The following is a 22,664-nucleotide window of genomic DNA, read 5'->3' on the forward strand; positions in this document are numbered from 1 at the left end:
ATCGATGAAAAAAGAGAAATTACAAAGAATAAAAAAGCTTGTGGAAGAAACATATAGTACCTTTCTCCACAAGCTGAATGAAATAAAATAAAGCGCCAGCCGGCGCTTTATTTTATTTCATTCTCTGCATCTTTTTTCCCCAGCTCATAGGCTTCAGCCATTACTTTTGTAAATAGCCCAAACATCGGCTGAATGGTTTCCATCGATAATTCAATGCCTGCCTTATCCAGCTCAGTTTTGACTTCCGGCAGGTATTTCATTGCAATCTGCATAAATTCCAGCGATTTTTGATGCTGTTCCATTCCTCATTCCTCCTTAAAGTTGGTTTGGCAGCTTGCCTGTACTTTTGTACGTTTTTACATGCTCCTGCAGGTTCTTTCGGAATTCGTCTTCAACCAGCGGGCTGAAGTCCCCCATATCAATGACTCCATCTTGGAAATCAAAGTATAAATTTCCGCTTTCAAGCTCTTTCTCGCTGAACCTTTGTGCAACTACTTCATACAGGGTATCCACATGCTGAACCGTACTTGTCAGGACAGTACCTTCTCCCATATCAGACTGATCTGAAATGTAGCCAATCGCATACAGCCCTTTATCCTTCAGCTCTTCTATCACGGGTATGTTATAGCCGTCCCCTGCAGGATAAATAATGTCTGCTCCTTCTTCAATCAATTCATTCAGGAGGGACATAGCTGTATTGATGTCATCCCAATGCTGAACATATCTGATTTCAACATCAACATTCTTATTTTGAAAAGCAGCTCCTTCGTAAAAGCCGTTTATCTCAGGCTGCCATTCGAAGGCTGCCAGAATGCCCACTTTGTTGGTTTCTGTCATCTTACCGGCTGCCATTCCCCCAAAGAACCCCATGGCATGGCTCTCAAAGGACAGGCTTGTAATATTATCTTCCTTTGCATCACCGTTAAAAAACACAAAATGCATGTCCGGAAAATCGCCGCTGATGGAATTGAAAAACGGGCCGTATTCACTTCCGTGCCCGAACACAAGGTTGACGCCTTTGTCCTGAAATTCCTTTACAGCCAGTGAAACGGCTGCCTCATTGTCCATTCCTTCCTTATAAAAAACATCTACCTGGAACTTTGACTGTATTTTCAAAAGACCTTTATAGCCTTTAGTTCCCCACACCTGGTCACTGATTGTCTCCGGGACAAGCAGGCCGACTTTTTTCAAATGTCCTGACGTGGCAGGCTGGCCGCAACCTGAAATGAAAATCGTTATAATAAGTATCAGTCCGAGCCTTTTAACCAAGAGCACGCAACTCCTTTACTGCTGTACTGTCAACACCTCTATTTTAGCTTGTAGAAGTTTGAAAGCACAAGAGCATATTTCTTTCCCCCTTTATCATTTAAAAGATATTCTGTTCTTACTGAGCCATTCTCTTTGACTGTGAACAGCTTTCTTTTTCTGCTCTTCATCAGCAGGTACCATATATAATTCCTTTTCTTTCCTTTCTGAAAACCTTTTTCCTGATATCCATTCCTTTGAAGTGACCGTTGTTATTTGATTTTTCTGGTTTAAAAGCAGGAATACCGCCTCAGCTCCCTGATCAGCTGGAAGTAAATATTTTATCACTCGTTCTGACAGGTGCTCATCATTCATCAGCAGGTCCGAAAGCTTGCTGCTATAACTCTGCCATGGACCAGCAAGCAATGGGAGCCGGATAATTTTGTACCCTCTGCTCAGTCCTGATTCCCTGACAGCTTTTTCAGCAAGATGAAATTGCTGCAGTGATTCCTCCGAGTGACGATATCTCCTGTCTGCAAAGAAGGGTTCATCTTCAAATGTTAGCTGAGAGCATGACAGCAGCGTATAGGGAAGATGATGCTTCGCGGCTGCTTCAATTGCCCCTGCTGCATGAACTGCCTGAGAATTTGTACTGTTAGGGTCCAGTGAAGCATCAATAATATGATCATACTTTTCAGCCGGAATTTTGTTTGTTTCACCGGCATCATATCTCGCAAGCCCGGCATTTCTTCCTATCATCAGCATTCGCTCCTCAAGCATATTCTGTTCCTCTTTTAGCCCCGGGGCTAAATAGATGCCAGCTACATGAATCCCTTCTTCTAAAAGCCTCTCCGCAAGCAAAAAACCAACATAGGTTTCTGCTCCATAAAGCAATACACTTTCCATTTGTAAACTCCCCCTTCAATCCTACTGTATCGTATGCTTCCACAGCTAAAAATAGTCCCTGCTGAACAGGGACCTGAAAGAACTTCATTCAGTTTATGCCGGGATCTTCATAGCTGTTTAAAACAGGTGCAGTCACAGATTCTTTTCATGTTCTTTGAAGAATTTTGGTATGGCCTGATGGAGTCGGTAGGAATTATCAGCCATGTGAAAGACTAGATCTATGCTGCTTCCCTGTTTCTTCCTAATTTCTTCATATCTTCTGCAATGCTGCTGATAGGGATAAGGTGAGTTATTGGTTTTTTGCCATATCCGGACAGGCACGTCAGACTCATAATCTTCCAGCTTTCTAAAGTCTGCCTTCAGTACTTCTTTTTGGTCAATTCCGTGTGCAGCAGCTAATTCCATCAACAGCTTTTTAAAATAAAAACGGTTCTGTTTTTCAAGAAGAATTTGGGCAGGAAGGTCAAGGCAAGGATTTAACATTGCCGCTGAGCGTATTTGAGCTGAAGGGCTGTTCATGATTTCCAGGCTCGTTAAAGCTCCCATTCCTTCTGCGAGAAGGTGTATTTTTTTATTAAGAATTTCTTTTTTGAGCACAATATGAATGGTTTTTCTGGCGAGGTCAATGGATCGGAGGCTGTTCCAATGTTTTCCATAAAGATTAGAATAAAATACAGTGTAGCCTTCCAGAAGCAAAGCGTCCAAAAGTTGCTTTCTGCCAATATGCTGCTGCCAGAAGCTGGACTTGCCGTCAACAAACTGCTGTTTGTCTCCCAGTATAAAAACGCCAAATCCATTAGGCCTATAAGGATAATGAATAACACTCCATTCTCCTTCAATTTTAAAGAATCGTTCCGCAATTTCCATCTCTTGCCCACCTCCTTTCAAATGAAAGTCATATTCCCTCATATGATATGTGAAAGGATCAGAATAGCTTGGGAGAACACCCATCAGCAAAGGAACTTGTGATCATTCCCGCACCAGATTACTCCTGCTAAATTAGGCTTTATTCTCCCAACTATGTATGATAAGATAAGCTTTAGAATACTCTGGAAAATGGGGTGAAAACTATGCGTTACTTTTGGACTTTATTTTGGGCATTTCTTTTGGTTAACATGGCATGCTACGTAGCAGCCGCAATGATTGGAAGTACATATGATTTTGTTGTTTCCTCAATCCTGTCGGTTATTGCAACCGTTCTCATCATCTTCATTGGGGAGCTTCTTCCTAACGAACCTGCTGAAAACCATCATTAATTTATATGCTTTTTCGACAGAAATGAGAATAACCCTGCTCAATTGAGCAGGGTTATTTCTTTATAACCGTAATTTGTCCGCCTTCTGCCTCAATGACCGCTGAATCTCCGCTAACCAGTTCATTTGAGAGAAGTTTTCGTGCCAGTCCGGTTTCTATTTCTTTTTGAATGTACCTTTTTATAGGACGCGCTCCATATACCGGATCATACGCTTCCATCGCAATAAACTCAAGAGCTTCATCGGATATGGCCAACACTATGTTCCGCTCTGCAAGCCTGCTTTCAAGTGTGCTGATAGTCTTCTTCACTATTTTCTTTATTTCAGACTTCATGAGCGGTTTAAACAGAATGATATCGTCAAGACGATTCAGCAGTTCAGGCTTAAAATGACCTCTTAGCTGAGCCATTACCTCTTTCCGTGCAGATTCAGCTATTTCTCCATGATCCTGAGAATTCTCCAGCAGCGTCTGAGATCCAATATTAGAAGTCATCACGATAATCGTATTCTTGAAATCGACTGTTCTGCCCTGCGAGTCTGTTATCCTTCCCTCGTCAAGCATCTGAAGAAGGATATGGTAGACATCATGATGCCCTTTTTCTATTTCATCAAACAAAATGACAGAGTAAGGATTTTTTCTGATTATTTCCGTCAGCTGACCGCCTTCTTCATAGCCCACATAACCGGGGGGAGCTCCGATCAGCCTTGAGACCGAGTGCTTTTCCATATACTCTGACATATCAAAGCGAATCAACTGGTCTTCGCTGTCAAACAGTACATCAGCCAAGGCTTTTGCAAGCTCAGTTTTCCCTACTCCGGTAGGTCCAAGAAACAAGAAAGATCCCAAAGGCCTGTTTGGATCCTGGATACCTGCACGTGCCCGGAGAACTGCATTTGCAGTAAGCATAACTGCTTCGTCTTGTCCGACGACTCTTTGTTTCACAATCTCTTCAAGCTTTAACAGTTTTTCACGTTCGCCTTCAACAAGCTTTGCTGTCGGTATTCCAGTCCAGTTTGCGACAATGCCGGCAATTTCTTCTTCCGTCACTTTCTCCCTTAACAGCTTATTTTCCTGTTCCCGCTCTGCAAGAAGTTCTTCTTCTGTTTTCACAAGCTTTTCTAGTTCAGGAATTCTGCCGTGCCTCAGCTCCGCCGCACGGTTTAAGTCATAGTCATTTTCGGCAGCATCAAGCTCCCGGCGTGCTCCTTCGAGTTGGCTTCTTAACTCCTGGACTCTTTCTATACCTGCCTTTTCGCTCTCCCACTTCGTTCTCATGCCGCTCGCACTTTCTCTTAAACCGGCAAGCTCGCGCTGAATATCATCAAGCCTCTTGGAGCTGGATGGGTCTGATTCACTCTCAAGAGCAGCTGCTTCAATTTCAAGCCTCATGATTTTTCTTGTCACCTCATCAAGTTCAACAGGAAGAGAATCAATTTCAGTGCGGATTAAAGCAGCTGCCTCATCCACCAGATCAATGGCTTTGTCTGGAAGGAATCTTTCAGTAATATACCTGTCTGATAGTTTAGCAGCTGCAATCAGAGCTGCATCCTGAATATGAACGCCATGGTGAAGTTCAAACCGTTCCTTTAATCCACGCAGGATGGAGATGGTATCCTCTACTGCGGGCTCCTGAACTAAAACCTGCTGAAACCGCCGTTCCAGCGCCGGATCTTTTTCTATATATTTTCGATGTTCTTCCAGTGTTGTTGCACCTATGCAATGGAGTTCACCTCTTGCAAGCATCGGTTTCAGCATATTGCCCGCATCCAGTGAGCCTTCCGTTTTTCCTGCTCCGACAATTGTATGAAGTTCATCAATAAATAGTAAAATGCTTCCTTCGCTTTTTTTCACTTCATTCAGAACGGCTTTCAGCCTTTCTTCAAATTCTCCGCGGAATTTTGCTCCTGCAATTAAAGCTCCCATATCGAGTGAATAAATACTTTTATCCTTCAGGCCCTCAGGAACATCTCTTCTCACAATTCGGTGGGCAAGCCCCTCCACTATTGCTGTCTTCCCAACACCCGGCTCTCCAATCAGCACAGGGTTATTCTTCGTTTTGCGTGAAAGAATCCTGATTACCCTGCGGATTTCTTCATCTCTTCCTATAACAGGATCGATTTTTCCCGCTTTCACTTCCGCAACTAAATCACGGCCGTACTTATTTAGTACATCATACGTTCCTTCAGGATGTTGTGATGTCACCCGCTGATTCCCCCTTATATTCTTAAGCGCATTTTTCAATTTCTTTTTTAATGGCTCAGGTTGGTCAAACAGTTTGTGAGAAGATGCCTGTTTTTCTTCAAGCATTGCAAGAAGAACATGCTCAATCGAAACATAGTCATCCCCCATTGCCTCTCGTTCTTTCTCTGCAGCAGCCAGCATGCTGTCCAGCTCTGAAGATAAAAAAACAGGTGCAGAACTTTTCCCCTCGCTAAAAACTTGAGGTAATGCCTTCATAGCCTTTTCTGCTTTCTTTTTCAACTCATCCAGCTGTATCCCGGCCCGCTCCAGGAGCGTATTGGCAAGACTGTCAGGCAGCTGCAGAAGAGCCAGCAGTAAATGGACTGAATTCAGCTCTTGGTGATGATAATTTTCAGCAACTTCTTTGGCAGAAATCAGCGCCAGCTGCATGTTTTCTGTGTATTTCTGGAGATCCAAACTGTATCACCTCCTTCTTTGACTAATTTTGACCTTTATACTTATTATATTTGGTTTTCCATCCATATGTAAAGCCATCCGGTTAGGGATGGCTGAAAGTTAAGGCTTTCGTTTATATGTCCACTGTCTGTTATGGTTGGCAGTTTCCGGAAAATGGTCACCGGCACTCAATTTAATACTCTTAGGATTTGTTACATTGTCACCTGTTTCGCCAATTTCAACGTAAATGCCATTGTTCGGAGCTTTTTGCCCCGGCCTGAAACGATGCTGCTGTCCCATTGGGATCCACCTCCTAAAACGATCGTGTTTATTATTCCCTTTGAGTCAGTAAAATAATCTCTTTACAGAACGAAATGTTTCTTGTTAAATGGAGAAGTATGATGTTTTTATCGGAGGTTAATAATGGAAGATTTAATGGTGATTTTGAAGTATTTATTTTTGGGTCTTTTTCAGGGGTTCACTGAACCTATCCCTGTCTCCTCTAGCGGCCATATTGTTATGGCTCAGCATTTTCTTGGCATAGAAATAGAAGGTTTAAGCTTTGAGCTCCTGGTAAATGCTGCTTCTCTGATTGCAGTTCTGATTATTTACAGAAAAGATTTGTTCCGCCTGACAGTGAACGGATTGCGTTACATAAAAACACGGGCTCCTCAATACAAGGATGATTTTATGTTCATCGTCTATCTTGTCATTGCCACAATACCTGCAGGAGTAATTGGCGTTCTGTTCGGGGATGCTATTGCCTCTGTGTTTAAAGAAGGCATTGGCATTATCGGCGTAACTTTAATTATAACTGGAATCGGGCTTTGGTTAATTCGAAACCTTCGCGGCCGAAAAGGTGACGGCCAGCTTAAGCTTGTTGATGCGCTTATTATTGGCCTGGCTCAAGCGGTTGCTCTTATTCCCGGAATTTCCCGTTCTGGCGCAACAATTGTCGCTGCTATGGGGCTCGGAATGAAGCAGGAAACTGCGCTGCGGTTCTCCTTCCTGCTGTTTATCCCGGTCAGCTTTGGAGGGATGCTTCTTAGCTTCAGCGAAATTGCAGCTGATCCTAATCTTGATACCTATTTCATTCCATATACGATTGCTTTCATCGGTTCCCTGGTAGCCTCCTACTTTTCACTAAAATGGTTTATGGGCATTATGGCGCGAGGCAACCTGAAGATTTTTGCATACTACTGCTTTATTGTCGGTACACTTGTCCTGCTGTTCGGCTGATCCAATTTAAGTACTTGTAACCAGAAAACCGCAGCTGAGGCTGCGGTTTTTTTCAGGTTATTCCCAGTGCAATTTTCGCGATACGGGACATTTTATCTTTTGTCCAAGGCGGGTTCCATACAATATTCACATCAACTTCTTTTACTTCCGGGAGATCAGTAAGTGCAGTTTTCACCTGATCAACGATCGTGCCTGCCAAAGGACAGCCCATTGAAGTAAGCGTCATTGTCACATCTGTTTTACCCTCTTCATCCATGTCTACATCATACACAAGACCCAGGTTCACGATGTCTACTCCAAGTTCCGGATCAACAACCTGCTCCAGTGCACCCATCAAATTCTCTTTTAATGCTTCGTCCATTTGTATCCCTCCGATTCTGGTGTCGTCAGCCCTATTGTAACGCAGCTTCATATTCAATCATAATCTTATGCTTTTAAATGCTGGGCCAGCCATTCTGCAGCGGCAAACATGCCTTCCATGCTGACTTTATGCTCAGCATGAGGATCTGTAATGAATTGAATGTTCTCTGGATGTTTCTTGTAAGCCGGCTTCACTTTCTCATAAAAAAGGGTGGCCTGCTGAATTGGAACAACCTGATCTTTCTCACCGTGCCAAAACAGGAGCGGCCTTTGCTTCAGCAGTTCAGTATGTATGCTCAGATCATATTTTCTTAAAGAAGCAGCCTGCTCTTGTATTTCCATCTCTGTCATAGGCAGATCATTGCTTTGCTGTTTCATGCCGGAAATCTGCCTTTCCAGCATTTTACCGTAAGCCGGATCGCCCATTAAGCTGACAGCTGCCGCTATCCATGGATATTGTGTGAGGGCTCCAAGCGTTGTAATTCCTCCAAGAGAAGTGCCTGCAACACCTGTTTTTACAGAATTGAGCAGGTTTTTATTCTCAAAATGCTCCTTAATCTGTTCAATTTCAGAGATCGTTTGCAGAACGATTGACCAAAAATGAAGGCTTAGTTCTCTCAAAGGAATGTTTTTGGATCTTTCTCCATGAAGAGCAACATCTGGCAGTACAACACGTAATCCCCGCTCTGCCATTAAGTAGGCATACTGAAGATTCATTTCTTTTGCACTTGTAAAGCCATGTATAAAGATAACAAGCGGTACAGATTCAGTTTGCGCATTTTCTTTTACGATATGTAAAACCGGCAACTTTTCGATATATAGCTTTTCAATGATGACCAAAGCTTGTCCCTCCTTCATATATAAAAGTGTAACATGCTGATTATGTTTGTTCTAGCAAACTGGCCGGACGGTCATCAGGCAAAGAGGGAAACAGCACAACACAGCAATCTCTTGTGTCCTATCACAATCAAATGTAAGATATAAGGGCAGGAAAAAGATTATAAGGGTGAATCACACCCCGAAAAAGGAGACTTTATGGAAAAGCAACCTTACTTAATCGCTCTTGATTTAGATGGAACACTCCTAACAGATAACAAAACGATCTCTAAGTATAATAAAGAGATGATTCAAAAAGCCAGAGAGGCCGGACACATTGTGTGCATTTCCACAGGGCGGCCCTTCCGTTCAAGCTCCATGTATTACGAAGAATTGAATCTTGATACACCGATTGTGAATTTTAACGGGGCTTATGTACATCATCCAAAGGATGACAGCTGGGGCGTTTATCATACCACGCTGGAGCTGGAGGTTGTCCGGCAGATTATTCAGGCAGCAGAAGAGCACAATATACATAACATTCTTGCTGAAATTATTGATAATGTGTATTTTCATTATCATGATGAAAAGCTCTTAGATATTTTCAGTGTTGGAACGGAAAAAGTGACAGTCGGCAACTTAAGCGAAATGCTGGATGGACCGGTAACAAGTGTACTGATTCATGCTGAAGAGCATGAAGTGCAAAAGATCCGCAATTATTTATCAGACGTTCATGCTGAAGTTGTTGACCATAGACGCTGGGCAGCACCTTGGCATGTAATTGAAATTATTAAATTCGGCATGCATAAAGCTGTAGGCCTGAAGCGTATCGCTGATCACTATGATATTCCTCCTGAACGCATCATTGCATTCGGCGATGAAGACAATGACTTGGAAATGCTGAAATATGCGGGACAGGGAGTGGCGATGGGAAATGCCACAAAAGAAGTAAAGAGCATTACAGATCTTGTTACACTGAGCAATGAAGAAGACGGCATTGCCCATTATTTAAAAAAAGCTCTTTCTCTGTAGTGTTGGAAACAATTTAACTGCATATAGCACAAGGTGTGCTGCATAATAAAAGGTGACGCTGTTAAGTGTCACCTTTTCAGTTATGACAATGGGAGGCGATGGAATTGGGAAGAAGCAGCAAGTCCAGAAGGTTCGTCAAACAAGGTGCAGATTCTGTTATGCTTCATGATCAAAAATTCCCTTACCATATGACATATGCAGAAGCAGAGGAGCAGCGTGAGCGCAAACAGGAAACAGCGACTCAAACTTCTCTTGGAGGTTTTTAAAGATGGGAAACCAACTTTTTCAAAAAGCAAGAGAGTATGTCTCTGCTGTGGAACATGCACAAACTGAAGAGGCCAAGGGGGCAGCTGTACTTCGGGCAAAGCAGGCCTTGTCCTCTGCATTTGCCAACTCTACAACTGCTGAGAAAGTTCAGCTTCATGACATGCAGGACCAGCTGGAAGAGATGAATTAAACAAAAGCTGCGGCATTTGCCGCAGCTTTTATTAATAGGTTTTTTTGGATGTAATGACAGATGATGAGAGTGAGGAAAGTTTTATAAATCAGCTTGCGGGCTGCGGCATAGTTCATGCTGAGTAATCTTTATAAGCTATTCATATGTTACATAAACGGAGTATTTCCGCTTATGTAACAAATACCATGAAAAAAGCTTCTATTAGCCGGAGCCATTCCGTCTATTGGCTTCAATTAGCGTAATACAGAGGTTTTTCATAAGCTTAACCGGAATAGCTCCTCTTATTTTCCCTGAAATAAAGCTAACTTCGGCATTTAACCGGAATTGATCCGTTTAATTTTTTTCTCATTGCTGAATCAATCTATAATCCGAAGTATTTTAAGGAATTCATAAACTTTACATAAGAAAAACGAACCTTATAAAAGGTCCGCTATTCTTATTATCATTATTGATTAAAAGGTCATATGAAATGGCTTTTCCTCTTCGTTAAAAAGAAGAAGCATCAGTTGACGGTTATGTTCAGAAAAGTTCCCAGGAATTTGAAGGGAAAAGCTGGCCCATTCACCTTTTTTCGGCACTGCTTCACTACTCTTCTCCACCACTTCATTATGGCCGTCCTCTATGGAGTAGTGAAATTCATTTCCTGAAGAATTGACATCTCCGGTTACTTCCAGATGCTGATCATGCTGAAATACACGAACGTTTCGAAAAGAGGAATGAAGAGGCGGAATTGTAAAATCCTCTTCAGCTGTTAAAACATCAAGGCCTGCCGCCTCACCTGTAAAGGTTACAAACACTTTATAATTTCCTTCAGGCACCCTGCTGCCCTCATCCTGATAATTCCATGTCTCTACGTAGGTTTCACTCTCTCCGGGACCCAGCGTGACATATTCTATTGCCTGGGTAAACATCCTCCCTTTGGAATAGCGGTAAACCTCTTTTCCATCCTCATTCAAAACCCTGATCTCATACCTCATGCCGGATCGAAACTCAAAAGTCACTTCCTCTTCAGTTTGATTCAATAAGTCGATGGCAAACCTTACCTGCTCACTGTCCTCCCTGGCATCTACTGAAAGCTGAACGGTATTTTCGGTCACGTCATTTCCCACCTCTTCCGCTTCTTGTGATTGGCTGCAGCCCGCCATCAAACACAATACAAAAATAATTGAAAACATACGGATTTTCATTCCGACTTCACTCCTTAATCCCTTCTAAATGCACCATATATCCCTTGAGTTTGAACAATATTTGTGAATGCTTGCGGATCTACGTCCTTAATGATTTTTTCCAGGTCGTACAATTCATAGCGGGTTATCACAATCATCATCAGATCTTTCGTTTCGTTGGTAAAACCGCCTTTAGCCGGAATGGTTGTGATTCCGCGGACCATTTTCCCGTGAATGGCTGATTTCAATTCCTCTGCCTTTTTCGTAATAATCATCGCTGTTACTTTTTCATGACGTGTATGAATCGCGTCAATTACCCTTGTTGAGACATACAAAGTCACCAATGTGTACAAGGCTTTTTCCCATCCGTATAAAATACCCGCTGATAAAATAATAACAGCATTCAGTGTAAAAAAATATGTACCCACAGGCTTATCTTTCATTCTGGATAGTACCATAGCCACGATATCAAGACCTCCGGTGGATCCTCCCCACTTCAGAGTCAGCCCGATTCCGATGGAAGCAATGACTCCTCCAAATACTGCATTAAGAAGAATGTCCTGAGAGACTGGTTCCAGAGGAAGGATTGACAGAAACACCGTTGTTGCCGCAACACTCAGTACACTATATAGAGTAAAGGATTTCCCTACCTTTTTCCATCCCAGAATGGCTACTGGAATATTAAGAAGGAGGAGCAAGATCCCTGTTGAAATATAAAAAGTTGTATAATCTTCAAGCAGATTAGAAATCAGCTGTGCTACTCCGGTAAATCCGCTTGCATACACGTTCGCAGGTATCATAAATAAGTTCAGGCCGATTGCATTGAGCAAAGCGCCGATAATGACTACGAATATTTTTTTGGATTCTTCTATGACCATTCTATTATTCCTCCTAGTACATTGCGATATCTTCACAGTCTTGGTTTACCCAATTAAGTGTGTTTGAAATACTGTTATTGTTTTTTAGCTGATAAATGATATATTTAAGAAATAAAAGTGCATAGGAATGAGGTGTTTGCATGACAGTCCACATCATAGCCGACAGTGCGTGTGATCTGCCTGCAGATTTTTTAACAGAAAACAACATAAAACTTGTACCCCTTGGCGTCCATTATGAGGGCCAGGACTTTGAAGATCAGGTCACTATTCAATCAACTGAAGTATATGAGCAAATGAGAAATGGAAAAACCGTCAAAACCTCGGGAGCATCACCAAACAGATTTCAAGAGATTTTTACTGAGCTGGCTAAACAGGGAGAGGCTGTTATTTATCCTGCTTTTTCTTCAGAGCTGTCAGGTACATACCAGACTGCAGTGATGATAGCGAACGAAGTGAAAGAGGAATATCCAGATTTTCAATGCTCCATCGTTGACACAAAATGTGCTTCTCTCGGACACGGGCTGGCAGTGATACATGCTGCAGAGCTTTCGCGCACCGGTAAAACATTACAAGAAATCGAGACATCTGTAAAGTCCTTCTCCAAAGAAATTGTTCATTTATTTACTGTAGACAATCTGGAGTATCTTGCAAGAGGGGGAAGAATCAGCAAAGCGTCAGCATTTGTGGGCGGACTGTTGAACATCAAGCCTCTGCTGCATGTAGAAGACGGCAAGCTGATTCCGTTGGAAAAAATCCGGGGCAAGAAAAAAGCGTACAGGCGTATTCTAGATTTAATAGAAGAAAGAGCTAATCCCCTGACAAACCAGACAGTCGCAATCAGCCACGGAGATGACGAAGAAGCTGCTCTCGAAATGAAACAGCTGATACAGGAAAGATTTCAGCCGAAAGAGATACTGATCAACCCCATTGGTGCGGCAATCGGAGCTCATGCTGGTCCTGGCACACTCGCAATCTTTTTCCTGGGAGAATAATTCACGGGGGGCGGGCGATAATAGGGTAAACCGACTGAATGAAAAGGAGCCCGATAACATGTCCAATACCCGTGACGACGATAAAAAGCCCAAAGACAACAACGCCAAAAACCACTTAAAAAACCTGCAGGAAGCAGAAAATAGCAGGCAGGGAAAAAAATCATACTCAAAAAAAACTGATCACTTGTAAGAAAAGCGAAAGCGCCCGTTCAGCGGCGTATGGACTGGAGCACCCTGACTGAGATAAAGGAAACACGAAGAGCGAAAGCGTTCGATGTTGACTTATCGTAGGGAAGGGGGCGAAGTCCAATAGCCGCTGGGCGCTGAAGCTAGACAATGAAAAGCGAAAGCGCCCGTTCAGCGGCGTATGGACTGGAGCACCCTAATCCAGCTGCGGCTCCTAGTCCCTTGAGCCATAAGCTGTACTGCTATGCGGCAAATACCGCCGCGCCGCAGTCCATCTTTTGTCGGGCCTGGGCAGTCGCCTCCGCTTTTTGCGTCTGAGATAAAGGAAACACGAAGAGCGAAAGCGTTCGATGTTGACTTATCCAGGGAAGGGGGCGAAGTCCAATAGCCGCTGGGCGCTGGCCGGCTAAGATCGGCACGTCCTGTGCCAATGCCGGCACTAGGACGTCCTGTCCGTCGAAGCTAGACAATGAAAAGCGGAAGCGCCCGTTCAGCGGCGTATGATCCGCTGCCTCAAAACAAGCACCATCTTAACTATAAAAGTTAGAGCAGCCAACATTCTTCTTTGGCTGCTTTTTTGCGTTTTGGAATCAGGAATCCTGGCAGCCGTTTCCTGTACTAGTTTCAGTACTTCAGTACTTCCTCTGCTGCCCAGTATTTCCGGCTGAAAATTCAACACTCATTGCAAACCAAAAACCGTCATACTTAGTTTCGTATTGGAAATAATATGTGGGAGGTGATGATATGGACACGGAAAAATTAAGACTTACTTCATCTGAGATCGGTTCCTTATGGGGTGAGTATGTGAACGGAACAGCTACAGATACAGTGATGAAATATATGTACTCTACTATTGAAGATGAAGCGATAAAAGAAGTTTTCAATCAGGCAATCCAGATTTTTGAAAGCCAAAAAAAGCACATTAAGACATTTATTAAAAATGAAGGATTTCCTATTCCAATTGGCTTTAATGAAAATGATCTGTATTTAGGGAAACAAAAATTATTTACTGATAATTTCTGCTTAAATTACCTGCACGTAATGACACTGCATGGGTTATTAGGACATGTTACTTCGTTAGGCATCTCCGTTAGAAAAGATTTAAGAGAATTTTATGACGCATGCGATAACGATGGGAAAAAGATGTATCATCAAACAATCGAATTATTGCTTGAAAAAGGCCTTTTCCAAAGAGATCCTATGTACTATCCCGACGAACATCCTATGCTCATTACAAGCCAAGATTTCAAGGATGGTTATTTCGGTAAGGGCCGCACACTTTCAGCGACAGAAATCATTAGTATCTCATTTAACCTTAAAAAATCAATTCTTGCTAAAACTCTTTCCATTGCATTCAGTCAAATAGCAGAATCCAAAGAAGTTAGGAAGTTTTTAACACAATCTGAGAAAACTGCTGATGGCCAAATACAAGCTTTGGCAAAAATCATGCAAGGAGATAACTTACCGGTTCCTAAATCATTAGAAACAGAAGTCTCAACATCAACTGACTCTCCATTCTCCGATAAATTACTGATGTATCACATGGGATTTTTATTTCAAGCAGCTCAAGCTTACCATGGTACAGGGCTGGCAGCTTCTATGAGAACAGATCTTGTAACCACTTATGAGACAATTATTTTGCAGAATATTATGGTTACAAAAAATTGGTTTGATATTATGGTGCAAAATAAATGGCTGGAACAACCTCCCCTTGCGCCTAATCGAGCGGAAATTTCAACACAAATATAACTATGCAAATACCCTTCCAAACCTGGAAGGGTATATCATTTTTCAAATGGTCTCTGGCCCTTTTATCAGGAGTACTGAAAAAGGACCGCCAGCAGGCGATCCTGAAATCTGCATCAGCTGGCCAAATATTGAATACTTAAGAGCAGGATCAGGTCCGCCTGAATTATTCCTTGGAACCCTTTTTCTCTCCAGTATACGTCCAGCCTTCTTCCTGATAGACCCTTTTGCTTTTATAGAGGGAGCCCAATGCCCTTTTAAAAGCTGCTTTGCTAAGGCCGAACACTTCCTTAATGTCATCTGGATTGCTTTTGTCCCAGAATGGCATTGCCCCTCCCCGTGACTGCATATATGCGTAAACTTTTTCAGCATCGACGTTCATTGCATCCTGCTTTCGGGGCAGGAGCGATATATTAATTGTGCCGTCTTCCTTCACATCCACCACTCTGCCATGAACACGGGAACCCAGCCTTGGTTCTTCCTCGCGCTGTGATTCATGTATGTAAGCTCTATAGCCTTCCTCAGTAATTACGTATGTTCCAGAGGCAGTTGTTCTGTATACCCGTCCTTCAACATCTTTATTAAAAGCACTTCTGTCCGCCTTTTTTGTAATCTCCATCATCACATCTTCAGTTGCAGGCCGTGCAAACAGCTTTCCGTTTTTGCTGATTCTGAGTGTACAGTAAAGCTTGTCCCCCTCTTGAGGCCAAAGGCTTTCAAACAGCGGCAGATGGTCATCTGCGACAAGAGCATCCTTTGACAGTCCGATATCAATAAAAACGCCCATTTTCTCAACGTTGCTGACAACATCTGTCCAGCCGTAGCCGTCCTCTGTTATAAGGGGTTTTTTCATAGTAGCTGAAAGCCTGTCCTGCGAATCCAGCATGAGAAATACCTCCACCTCTTCTTCGTCCTCAAGAGGCTGAGTAATTTCACTGTTGTGCAGAAGCACTCTTTCATATCCGTCAGTTAAAAAATACCCGAAATCCAATTCTTCATCTATTTTCAGTTTGATTATGTCACCAGGGTTCATATTTACCAATCCTTTCTATGCTATGGTGGGCATTAGTTGTCTGAACTGTTTTATTCTACTATAATCAACTCATAATATAAACTCTCAGGAGGTATAACATGTCGAAAGAAAGTTCCTTTGATATTGTTTCAAAAATTGAATTGCCAGAGGTTTCAAATGCAATTGGAATTGCGAAAAAAGAGATTAGCACACGCTATGACTTTAAAGGGAGCAAAAGTGATGTTTCCCTGGAAAAAGAAGAGCTTGTTCTCATCTCGGATGATGAGTTTAAGCTGGATCAGCTTAAGGATGTTCTCATCAGCAAATTGATTAAAAGAGGCGTGCCGATTAAAAATATTCAGTACGGGAAAATAGAAAACGCTTCAGGAGGCACTGTCCGCCAGCGTGCAAGCCTGGTTTCCGGCATCGACAAGGAAAATGCAAAAAAAATTAATAATCTTATTAAAGACAGCGGTGTAAAAGTTAAAAGCCAAATACAGGATGACCAAATCAGGGTGACTGGAAAAAGCAGAGACGATCTTCAAGCCATTATAAGTGCAATCAAGTCAGCGGACCTGCCAATTGAAGTTCAATTTGTTAACTACCGCTAAGAAAATTTCTTCGTATTAATATGTATACCCTGCGAGCCTTCTATTTATAGGAGGCTTTACTATATTCCTTCATCTTTTTCGCCTAATCCTTTGTATCCGATATACTCCTGGCAGGTTTCGGTTCCTGCATATCGGGAAAATGGAGCATAAGAAAAACAATCTGATGTTTCAGTATGTCATACTATGCTGATTATCAAATTGAGGAGGAATAGTGATGAGTGAAGAAAACAAAACCCTGCCTGCACAAGAACAGGATCAACAGCCTGGACTAGAAGAGGAAATGAAACCACTGCCGGAGTTTGAAGCGCCTGAGTACAAAGGCAGTGGAAAGCTGCAGGATAAAGTGGCGCTGATAACTGGTGGAGACAGCGGTATCGGGCGCTCAGTTGCCCTTTACTATGCCAAGGAAGGTGCAGATGTTGCCATCGTTTACCTGAATGAGCATGAAGATGCTGAAAAAACGAAAAGGCTGATAGAAGACGAAGGAAGAACAGCTCTGCTGATTGACGGAGATATTGGAGAAGAAAGCTTTTGCAAAGAAATTATCAGCAAGACCATTGACAGATTCGGCAAGCTGGATATTCTTGTGAATAATGCAGCTGAGCAGCATCCGCAGGAAAGTCTTGAGGATATCTCAGCAGAACAGCTGGAGCGTACTTTCAGAACAAACATCTTCTCTATGTTCTATTTAACTAAAGCCGCTCTGCCTCATTTGCAGAAGGGCAGCTCAATCATCAATACAACATCAATTACTGCTTATGCAGGTAATCCAACCCTGATCGATTATTCTTCGACGAAAGGGGCAATCACTTCGTTTACTCGTTCTCTTGCCATGTCTCTAGCCGAGAAAGGGATCAGAGTGAATGGTGTGGCACCTGGTCCAATTTGGACACCGTTAATTCCGTCAACCTTCCCTGCTGATAAGGTTGAAAAGTTCGGTGCTGATACTCCGATGGGAAGACCTGGACAGCCGGAAGAACTGGCACCAAGCTATGTTTACCTGGCAAGCAGTGATTCCTCCTATGTGTCGGGCCAAGTGCTTCACGTAAACGGTGGAAAAGTCATAAACGGATAACTGAAATAAAAAAAGCAACCTCAGGTGGTTGCTTTTTTTATGCTTCCAAATCGAGAATTCTTGCCGGGCCTGCGTGCTTCTTGGCAGACTGCCTAATGACAAGTTCATAAGGAACAATCACTCTTTTCACAGGCTCCGAAGGTTCCTCAATTTGCTGAATGATATGCCTGGCTGCTTCGCATCCCAGCATATAGATATTAATGTCTACAGTAGTAAGCGGAGGAAACGCGATTTCAGACAGCAGGAAATTGTTAAAAGATACAATGGAAACATCTGACGGGACCTGTATCTTCATCGCAGACAGCTTGTTTAACACACCGAGTGCCATAAGGTCATCTGCCACAACCAGCGCTGTTGGCGGAAGTTTCAGGGAAAATAGTTCCTTAACAGCTTCCTGTCCGCCCTCTTCCAGAAATTCTTCATGCACAATATAGTCATCTCGATACTCCAGCCCTGCATTTCTTATCGCTTTCTCATATCCCAGCAGTCTGTCAATGGTTACGACAAAATTCAAATTACCTCCAACAAAAGCAATTTCTTTATGCCCCAGGCTGATTAAATGCTCTGTGACTTCTTTAGCCGCTCTGTAATTGTCATTGTCTACATGGGTAATTCTCTCCATATCCTTAAAAGGTTTTCCTACAATTACAAAAGGAAAGTTTTTGTCTTTTAAATATGAAGTCAGTTTGTCATCAACCTTTGAGTACAGCACAATGATTCCGTCTACCCGTTTTCCTTCAACCATTTGCACAACACCTTCATAAATTTCCTCTTCCGTTTCGCCTGTGGACATATGAAGTGCATAGTGTTTCTGGTGAGCCCCTTTGCTGATTCCCCTAATCACCTCAGGAAAGAAAGGATTTTGAAATGCTTTATCAGTAGAACTGTGGATCACAACCCCTATTGCCTGTGTAGACTGATTCGCCAGGCTTCTCGCAATAAAATTAGGATGATACCCCAGCTCATCCATGGCTTTTCTTACTCTTTCTTTTGTTTTGTCACTAATGCGCGGATTATTCGCAATTACCCTCGAAACTGTAGACGGCGCAACTTTTGCAAGCTTCGCAACATCTTTAATCGTCGCCATGTGACCACTCCCCTCTCTCCCGCCATCCTCTTTTTTCCTCTTGTGAAGGAAGCTGCCGGAGTATGTAGCAGGCCTTCTCTTAGTTCCCGCTCTATGCCGGCTGAAACCTTCACTGATGGTTTTTTTTCCTGCGATTTGCAAACAGAAATGCAGCAAATAAAACCGGGATGAGTACAATCACTGAGATAAAAGAATAGTTTATCCCTGTTTTGTCCTCTAAACGATAAATCTCTGCTGTTTCACGATCCAGCACAATTTCATATGCACCGTTTTGCTCTGCTACAGAGTCATCAAGCAGCAAGCCTTTCAGTTCTTTATTTTCAGCAATTACTGAAGAATCCAGAACTGCCTTTTCTGCCTTGGATGAGTTATTCAAAGCAATAATCATCTGTTCATTATTAGCAGTCCTTTTAAAAACAGCCATTCCGCCCTGATCATACAGCATTTCAAAATTTCCTTCTGTTAAAGCGGAAAATTCTTTGCGAATGCTGGCAAGCTTGCCAATATACTTGTTCAGTTCATCATCGGTCCGGAAATTCATCAGCTGTCTGTTATCTGGATCTTCTCCTCCATCCATAGCAATTTCTGTTCCATAATAAACAATAGGAATACCCGGAGCTGTATACAGATAAGAGAGAGCCATTTTCAGCCTTGTTCCCGGATGCTGCTGCTTCTGTATAGCCTTTCTCGTGAATCTGACATTATCATGATTGTCCAGGAACGTACCGAGAAGATATGGATTTTGATAATACGCTTCATTTCTTCTCCACACATCATATAGAGGTCCAATCGATTTGTCAGGCTCGCTGAAGACAGCGCCCATTTCTTCATATAGAGGATAATCAACAAAAGAATCTATTCCCGTTTTCTCATATTCAGCCAAATACCTGGGATCGTTGTCCCATACTTCACCAAGCAGGAAAAAATTTTCTTTTAAAGACTTCACATGGACCGCAAATTCTTCCCAGAATTCTTTTGGCACATGGCGGACAGTGTCCAGCCTGTATCCATCAATATCTGTTTCTTCAATCCAGTATGCGGCTGCATCCAATAAATACTGCCTTGCCTCTGGGTGCGATTGGTCTAAATCAGGCAGACCGAAAAGCCAGCCATTCTCAAGATCATCCTGGTTATCCCAGTTTGAAATAGGCTGATTTTCGTGAAACCAACCCGCTTTGTCAGAATCATTCAGCCATTCATGCTGATAGCCGGTATGATTAGCCACAAAATCAAGAATGATTTTCATGTCCCTTTCATGTGCCTTTTCAACCAGCTCCTTCATATCGTCCAGAGTTCCGAAGTGTTCTTCCACTTTCATAAAATCACTTATCCAGTAGCCATGATAGCCGCCCGGTTCATTTTCAAATATAGGTGTGAGCCAAATCGAAGTAAAACCCATTTCCTTGATATAATCCAGTTGATTGATAATCCCTCTAAGATCACCGCCATGATAGGCTTTAGGATCTTTCGTATTCACTTCAACATCATTGGAAGTATCCCCGTTGTTAAACCGGTCCACCATAACAAAGTAAATCATCTCATTTTGCCAGGCTCTTTCTTCTTTTTCAGCGGCACTCGCAGGCAAGGCGTAAAAAAGAAGAAACGGGATTAGACACAGTTTGAATATACCTCGTCTGCTCATCGCCGCTCCTCCATATACTCTGCAGCAAAACTGCAGAGCTTCACTATAACTGGCAGCATTCCTGCCATTTTTTTTTGCTTCTTCTTTAAGATTATCCTTTTGTTCCGCCAGCCGTCAATCCTGAGACGAAATAACGCTGGAAGGAAAGGAACAGAATGGCGATTGGAACTGCAATCAAAACCGCACCTGCAGCAAATGTCGTAAATTCCGCACCGAATTGTTTTGCTACCATATCATACAATCCTACTGCCAAAGTATAATTTTTTTCAGTTCTCAGTAGAATACTTGCGATAATGAAGTCTGCAAATGGAGCGATGAAAGAAAATAGTGCTACAACTGCCACAATCGGTTTTGCGAGCGGCATTATAATCTGGATAAAGATTCGGAAATGCCCCGCTCCATCAATTCTTGCCGATTCATCAAGCTCTTTCGGAATGGTATCGAGATACCCTTTCATCAGCCATGTGTTCATCGGAATCTGGCCGCCGACATAAACCAGAATCAGACCCAGATGGGAATCAAGCAAACCAGTCAGCAATGCCAGAATAAAGATGGCAATGAGAGCGGCAAAGTTCGGAATCATTTGCAAAATCAGGAACGTCAGCAAGCCGTTCTTACGCCCGACAAAACGGTAGCGGGAGAATGAATAAGCTGTAAAGCTGACAAGTATCACAGTTAAAAGCATGGTGGAAACACTTACTTTTAAAGAGTTCCAGTACCAGTACAAATAGTTGCTCTGATTAACATCAAACAGCTTTTCATAATGCCGTAAGCTTGCGTTCTCAGGAATAATGCTGGAACCAGATAAGCTCTGCCCCGGATTAAAGGAAGAACCAATGATCCATAGAACAGGATAAAGAATGACCGCGAACATGAACAAGATAACCAAATATGATAGTGTCAGTCTGATATACTTCTGTCTTTTTATATTCATATTACATCATATCCTCTTCCTGGAATGATTTTGTTCTTCTAAACTGCCACAGTGCAACAGTGATGACGATGATTGATAGCAGCATTGTAATTGCAGCTGCCTTCGAATATTGAGCAGATGTCATGGTCAGGCGGTAAATCCACGAAATCAGAATATCAGTTCCACCTGCATTCTGATCAGGTATTGCCGGGCCGCCTCCGTTAAACAGGTAAATGACGTTAAAGTTATTAAAGTTAAACGTGTACTGTGTGATCAGAATTGGCGCTGTAGCAAAAAGCACAAGAGGAAGCGTAATGCTTTTGAACTTTTGCATTGTATTTGCTCCATCAACCGTTGCAGCTTCATACAGCTCATCAGGTATGGATTGCAGCACCCCTGTAGTCATTGCAAAGATAAACGGGAAACCGAGCCATGACTGCAGGAAAATAACTGCAAGTCTCGTCCACATTGGATCTGTCATCCACGGTATGGGATCGATTCCAAATGCTCCCAATATATCACGGTTGATAGCTCCAAATGATTCGTTAAACATGCCGGCAAACACCAATATCGAAACGAAAGCCGGAATGGCCCAAGGAAGAATGAAAACTGTTCTGATAAGGGCTTTTCCTTTCAGATCTTTCTGGTTCACGATAATAGCAAGCAGGATCCCCAGTGAAACCTGAAGCGTTGTTGCGGCAAACGTCCATACTACTGTCCATGCAAAAACAGCAAAGAATGTCTGGCGCCAGATTTCTATTTTAAATATGTCAATAAAGTTTTGAAAACCTACCCAGTCTACAAGCTTTGCAGGCGGTGAGTGGTAAAGGTCATAATTTGTAAAAGCAAGCAGGATTACAAAGATGATTGGAAAAATAACAACAAACACGAGAAGTAAAAATCCCGGTGTAATCATTAAATACGGAAAACCGTTATCCAGAAGGTTTTTATACTGTTCGCGTACTGAACTAAGCTCAAGCCCTAAATCTCGCTTTTCACCATTTTTGTATGCATCCCTCAAGTTATACAAATAAAAACCTAGTCCAAACACAATGACAATTAGAGCGAGTATTCCGTAAACAAGCAGGAAGATTGAGTGGTCACGGGGGGTTTGTGTTCCAAGAGTGGTAATACCCCAGATCCCTATATCAAGCAGATCCCAAAACACATAAAAGAATGATGCAATTAAAACTAAAAAGATACCGCCTTTTAAATATTGCTTATTATATAATTGTCCTATTCCAGGAATAAGTGAAAGGGCAAGCGCCGCTTTTCTGTGATTGGAACGATATTGAATCTCTTCCATTGTCTCTGTATTCCCCTCTCTGTATAGTAAAGGCATTGATGTCTATGAAGATGTAAGCAAAGCCTTTATAAAGCAGTAATCCAGGCAGATGCCGGCTTTACTGC

General features: G+C 42.5%; 25 protein-coding genes. 10 read left to right on the top strand and 15 right to left on the bottom strand.

The features are described from left to right. Positions 1 to 107 precede the first annotated feature (107 nt). From GJU40_RS15275 to GJU40_RS15290, 4 genes are all read right to left on the bottom strand, one after another. Complete coding sequence (locus tag GJU40_RS15275; protein WP_154308936.1) at positions 108 to 302, bottom strand: ComZ family protein; 195 nt, start codon at positions 300 to 302, stop codon at positions 108 to 110. A gap of 13 nt (positions 303 to 315) precedes the next feature. Next, positions 316 to 1,269 (bottom strand): BMP family ABC transporter substrate-binding protein, encoded by a 954-nt coding sequence (locus GJU40_RS15280; RefSeq protein WP_154308937.1) that lies wholly within the window; start codon positions 1,267 to 1,269, stop codon positions 316 to 318. A 93-nt stretch (positions 1,270 to 1,362) separates the two neighbouring features. Beyond that, on the bottom strand, positions 1,363 to 2,151 hold the full coding sequence (locus tag GJU40_RS15285) for a hypothetical protein (RefSeq protein WP_154308938.1): 789 nt from the start codon (positions 2,149 to 2,151) through the stop codon (positions 1,363 to 1,365). A gap of 132 nt (positions 2,152 to 2,283) precedes the next feature. Beyond that, positions 2,284 to 3,018 carry a hypothetical protein gene (locus tag GJU40_RS15290; RefSeq protein WP_154308939.1) on the bottom strand — a complete coding sequence of 245 codons (735 nt, stop codon included), beginning with the start codon at positions 3,016 to 3,018 and terminating at the stop codon, positions 2,284 to 2,286. A 203-nt stretch (positions 3,019 to 3,221) separates the two neighbouring features. On the opposite strand from GJU40_RS15290, the gene GJU40_RS15295 reads away from it, so the two are divergent. Beyond that, entirely contained in the window at positions 3,222 to 3,407 is a 186-nt protein-coding gene (locus GJU40_RS15295) for a YjzD family protein (protein ID WP_154308940.1), read from the top strand. A 52-nt stretch (positions 3,408 to 3,459) separates the two neighbouring features. On the opposite strand, the gene clpB is transcribed toward GJU40_RS15295, so the two are convergent. After that, positions 3,460 to 6,063 (bottom strand): ATP-dependent chaperone ClpB, encoded by a 2,604-nt coding sequence (gene clpB, locus GJU40_RS15300; protein WP_154308941.1) that lies wholly within the window; start codon positions 6,061 to 6,063, stop codon positions 3,460 to 3,462. Positions 6,064 to 6,162: 99 nt separating this feature from the next. Continuing rightward, positions 6,163 to 6,342 carry a YjzC family protein gene (locus GJU40_RS15305; protein ID WP_154308942.1) on the bottom strand — a complete coding sequence of 60 codons (180 nt, stop codon included), beginning with the start codon at positions 6,340 to 6,342 and terminating at the stop codon, positions 6,163 to 6,165. 123 nt (positions 6,343 to 6,465) lie between these two features. Here GJU40_RS15305 and GJU40_RS15310 point away from each other — a divergent pair, with 123 nt between their 5' ends. Beyond that, entirely contained in the window at positions 6,466 to 7,281 is an 816-nt protein-coding gene (locus GJU40_RS15310) for an undecaprenyl-diphosphate phosphatase (RefSeq protein ID WP_154308943.1), read from the top strand. Positions 7,282 to 7,333: 52 nt separating this feature from the next. On the opposite strand, the gene GJU40_RS15315 is transcribed toward GJU40_RS15310, so the two are convergent. Together GJU40_RS15315 and GJU40_RS15320 are read right to left on the bottom strand one after the other, a co-directional pair. Continuing rightward, positions 7,334 to 7,642, bottom strand: a complete 309-nt coding sequence (locus GJU40_RS15315; RefSeq protein ID WP_154308944.1) for a metal-sulfur cluster assembly factor — start codon at positions 7,640 to 7,642, stop codon at positions 7,334 to 7,336. A 65-nt stretch (positions 7,643 to 7,707) separates the two neighbouring features. Further along, a complete protein-coding gene (locus GJU40_RS15320; protein WP_154308945.1) occupies positions 7,708 to 8,481 on the bottom strand; it encodes a prolyl oligopeptidase family serine peptidase in 774 nt (257 codons plus the stop codon). 195 nt (positions 8,482 to 8,676) lie between these two features. On the opposite strand from GJU40_RS15320, the gene GJU40_RS15325 reads away from it, so the two are divergent. The 3 genes from GJU40_RS15325 to GJU40_RS15330 all read left to right on the top strand — a co-directional run bounded on the left by GJU40_RS15325 (position 8,677) and on the right by GJU40_RS15330 (position 9,946). Then, positions 8,677 to 9,489, top strand: coding sequence for a Cof-type HAD-IIB family hydrolase (locus tag GJU40_RS15325; protein ID WP_154308946.1), 813 nt, complete (start codon positions 8,677 to 8,679; stop codon positions 9,487 to 9,489). Between the two features lie 104 nt (positions 9,490 to 9,593). Continuing rightward, positions 9,594 to 9,755 (top strand): hypothetical protein, encoded by a 162-nt coding sequence (locus GJU40_RS20745; RefSeq protein WP_212029862.1) that lies wholly within the window; start codon positions 9,594 to 9,596, stop codon positions 9,753 to 9,755. Positions 9,756 to 9,757: 2 nt separating this feature from the next. After that, the gene (locus GJU40_RS15330; protein WP_154308947.1) at positions 9,758 to 9,946 is read left to right on the top strand and encodes a DUF3813 domain-containing protein; all 189 of its coding nucleotides are present in this window, start codon (positions 9,758 to 9,760) and stop codon (positions 9,944 to 9,946) included. 452 nt (positions 9,947 to 10,398) lie between these two features. Here GJU40_RS15330 and GJU40_RS15335 read toward each other — a convergent pair whose 3' ends face one another. Together GJU40_RS15335 and GJU40_RS15340 are read right to left on the bottom strand one after the other, a co-directional pair. Next, the gene (locus GJU40_RS15335) at positions 10,399 to 11,133 is read right to left on the bottom strand and encodes a BsuPI-related putative proteinase inhibitor (RefSeq protein ID WP_154308948.1); all 735 of its coding nucleotides are present in this window, start codon (positions 11,131 to 11,133) and stop codon (positions 10,399 to 10,401) included. A gap of 14 nt (positions 11,134 to 11,147) precedes the next feature. Beyond that, positions 11,148 to 11,990: a YitT family protein gene (locus GJU40_RS15340; protein ID WP_154308949.1), complete on the bottom strand. Its 843-nt coding sequence runs from the start codon at positions 11,988 to 11,990 to the stop codon at positions 11,148 to 11,150. A 140-nt stretch (positions 11,991 to 12,130) separates the two neighbouring features. Here GJU40_RS15340 and GJU40_RS15345 point away from each other — a divergent pair, with 140 nt between their 5' ends. From GJU40_RS15345 to GJU40_RS15355, 3 genes are all read left to right on the top strand, one after another. Further along, positions 12,131 to 12,982, top strand: a complete 852-nt coding sequence (locus GJU40_RS15345; protein WP_154308950.1) for a DegV family protein — start codon at positions 12,131 to 12,133, stop codon at positions 12,980 to 12,982. 58 nt (positions 12,983 to 13,040) lie between these two features. Next, on the top strand, positions 13,041 to 13,172 hold the full coding sequence (locus tag GJU40_RS15350; RefSeq protein WP_154308951.1) for a DUF3941 domain-containing protein: 132 nt from the start codon (positions 13,041 to 13,043) through the stop codon (positions 13,170 to 13,172). 740 nt (positions 13,173 to 13,912) lie between these two features. Beyond that, positions 13,913 to 14,917, top strand: coding sequence for a DUF3231 family protein (locus GJU40_RS15355; RefSeq protein ID WP_154308952.1), 1,005 nt, complete (start codon positions 13,913 to 13,915; stop codon positions 14,915 to 14,917). A gap of 163 nt (positions 14,918 to 15,080) precedes the next feature. Here the strand turns inward: GJU40_RS15355 and GJU40_RS15360 are convergent, their stop codons facing one another. Then, positions 15,081 to 15,947, bottom strand: coding sequence for a CvfB family protein (locus GJU40_RS15360; protein ID WP_154308953.1), 867 nt, complete (start codon positions 15,945 to 15,947; stop codon positions 15,081 to 15,083). A 98-nt stretch (positions 15,948 to 16,045) separates the two neighbouring features. On the opposite strand from GJU40_RS15360, the gene GJU40_RS15365 reads away from it, so the two are divergent. Next, on the top strand, positions 16,046 to 16,537 hold the full coding sequence (locus GJU40_RS15365) for a YajQ family cyclic di-GMP-binding protein (protein ID WP_154308954.1): 492 nt from the start codon (positions 16,046 to 16,048) through the stop codon (positions 16,535 to 16,537). A 214-nt stretch (positions 16,538 to 16,751) separates the two neighbouring features. Then, on the top strand, positions 16,752 to 17,612 hold the full coding sequence (locus GJU40_RS15370) for an SDR family oxidoreductase (RefSeq protein ID WP_154308955.1): 861 nt from the start codon (positions 16,752 to 16,754) through the stop codon (positions 17,610 to 17,612). A 37-nt stretch (positions 17,613 to 17,649) separates the two neighbouring features. Here GJU40_RS15370 and GJU40_RS15375 read toward each other — a convergent pair whose 3' ends face one another. The 4 genes from GJU40_RS15375 to GJU40_RS15390 form a co-directional block, all read right to left on the bottom strand. Next, positions 17,650 to 18,699, bottom strand: coding sequence for a LacI family DNA-binding transcriptional regulator (locus GJU40_RS15375; RefSeq protein WP_154308956.1), 1,050 nt, complete (start codon positions 18,697 to 18,699; stop codon positions 17,650 to 17,652). Between the two features lie 109 nt (positions 18,700 to 18,808). Then, positions 18,809 to 20,341, bottom strand: a complete 1,533-nt coding sequence (locus tag GJU40_RS15380) for an alpha-amylase family glycosyl hydrolase (RefSeq protein WP_154308957.1) — start codon at positions 20,339 to 20,341, stop codon at positions 18,809 to 18,811. Positions 20,342 to 20,432: 91 nt separating this feature from the next. After that, a complete protein-coding gene (locus GJU40_RS15385; RefSeq protein WP_154308958.1) occupies positions 20,433 to 21,275 on the bottom strand; it encodes a sugar ABC transporter permease in 843 nt (280 codons plus the stop codon). A 1-nt stretch (position 21,276) separates the two neighbouring features. Further along, positions 21,277 to 22,560, bottom strand: a complete 1,284-nt coding sequence (locus GJU40_RS15390) for a carbohydrate ABC transporter permease (protein WP_154308959.1) — start codon at positions 22,558 to 22,560, stop codon at positions 21,277 to 21,279. Positions 22,561 to 22,664: the final 104 nt, after the last annotated feature.

It is taken from the genome of Metabacillus lacus, from assembly GCF_009674805.1.
Lineage (GTDB): Bacteria > Bacillota > Bacilli > Bacillales > Bacillaceae > Metabacillus_C > Metabacillus_C lacus.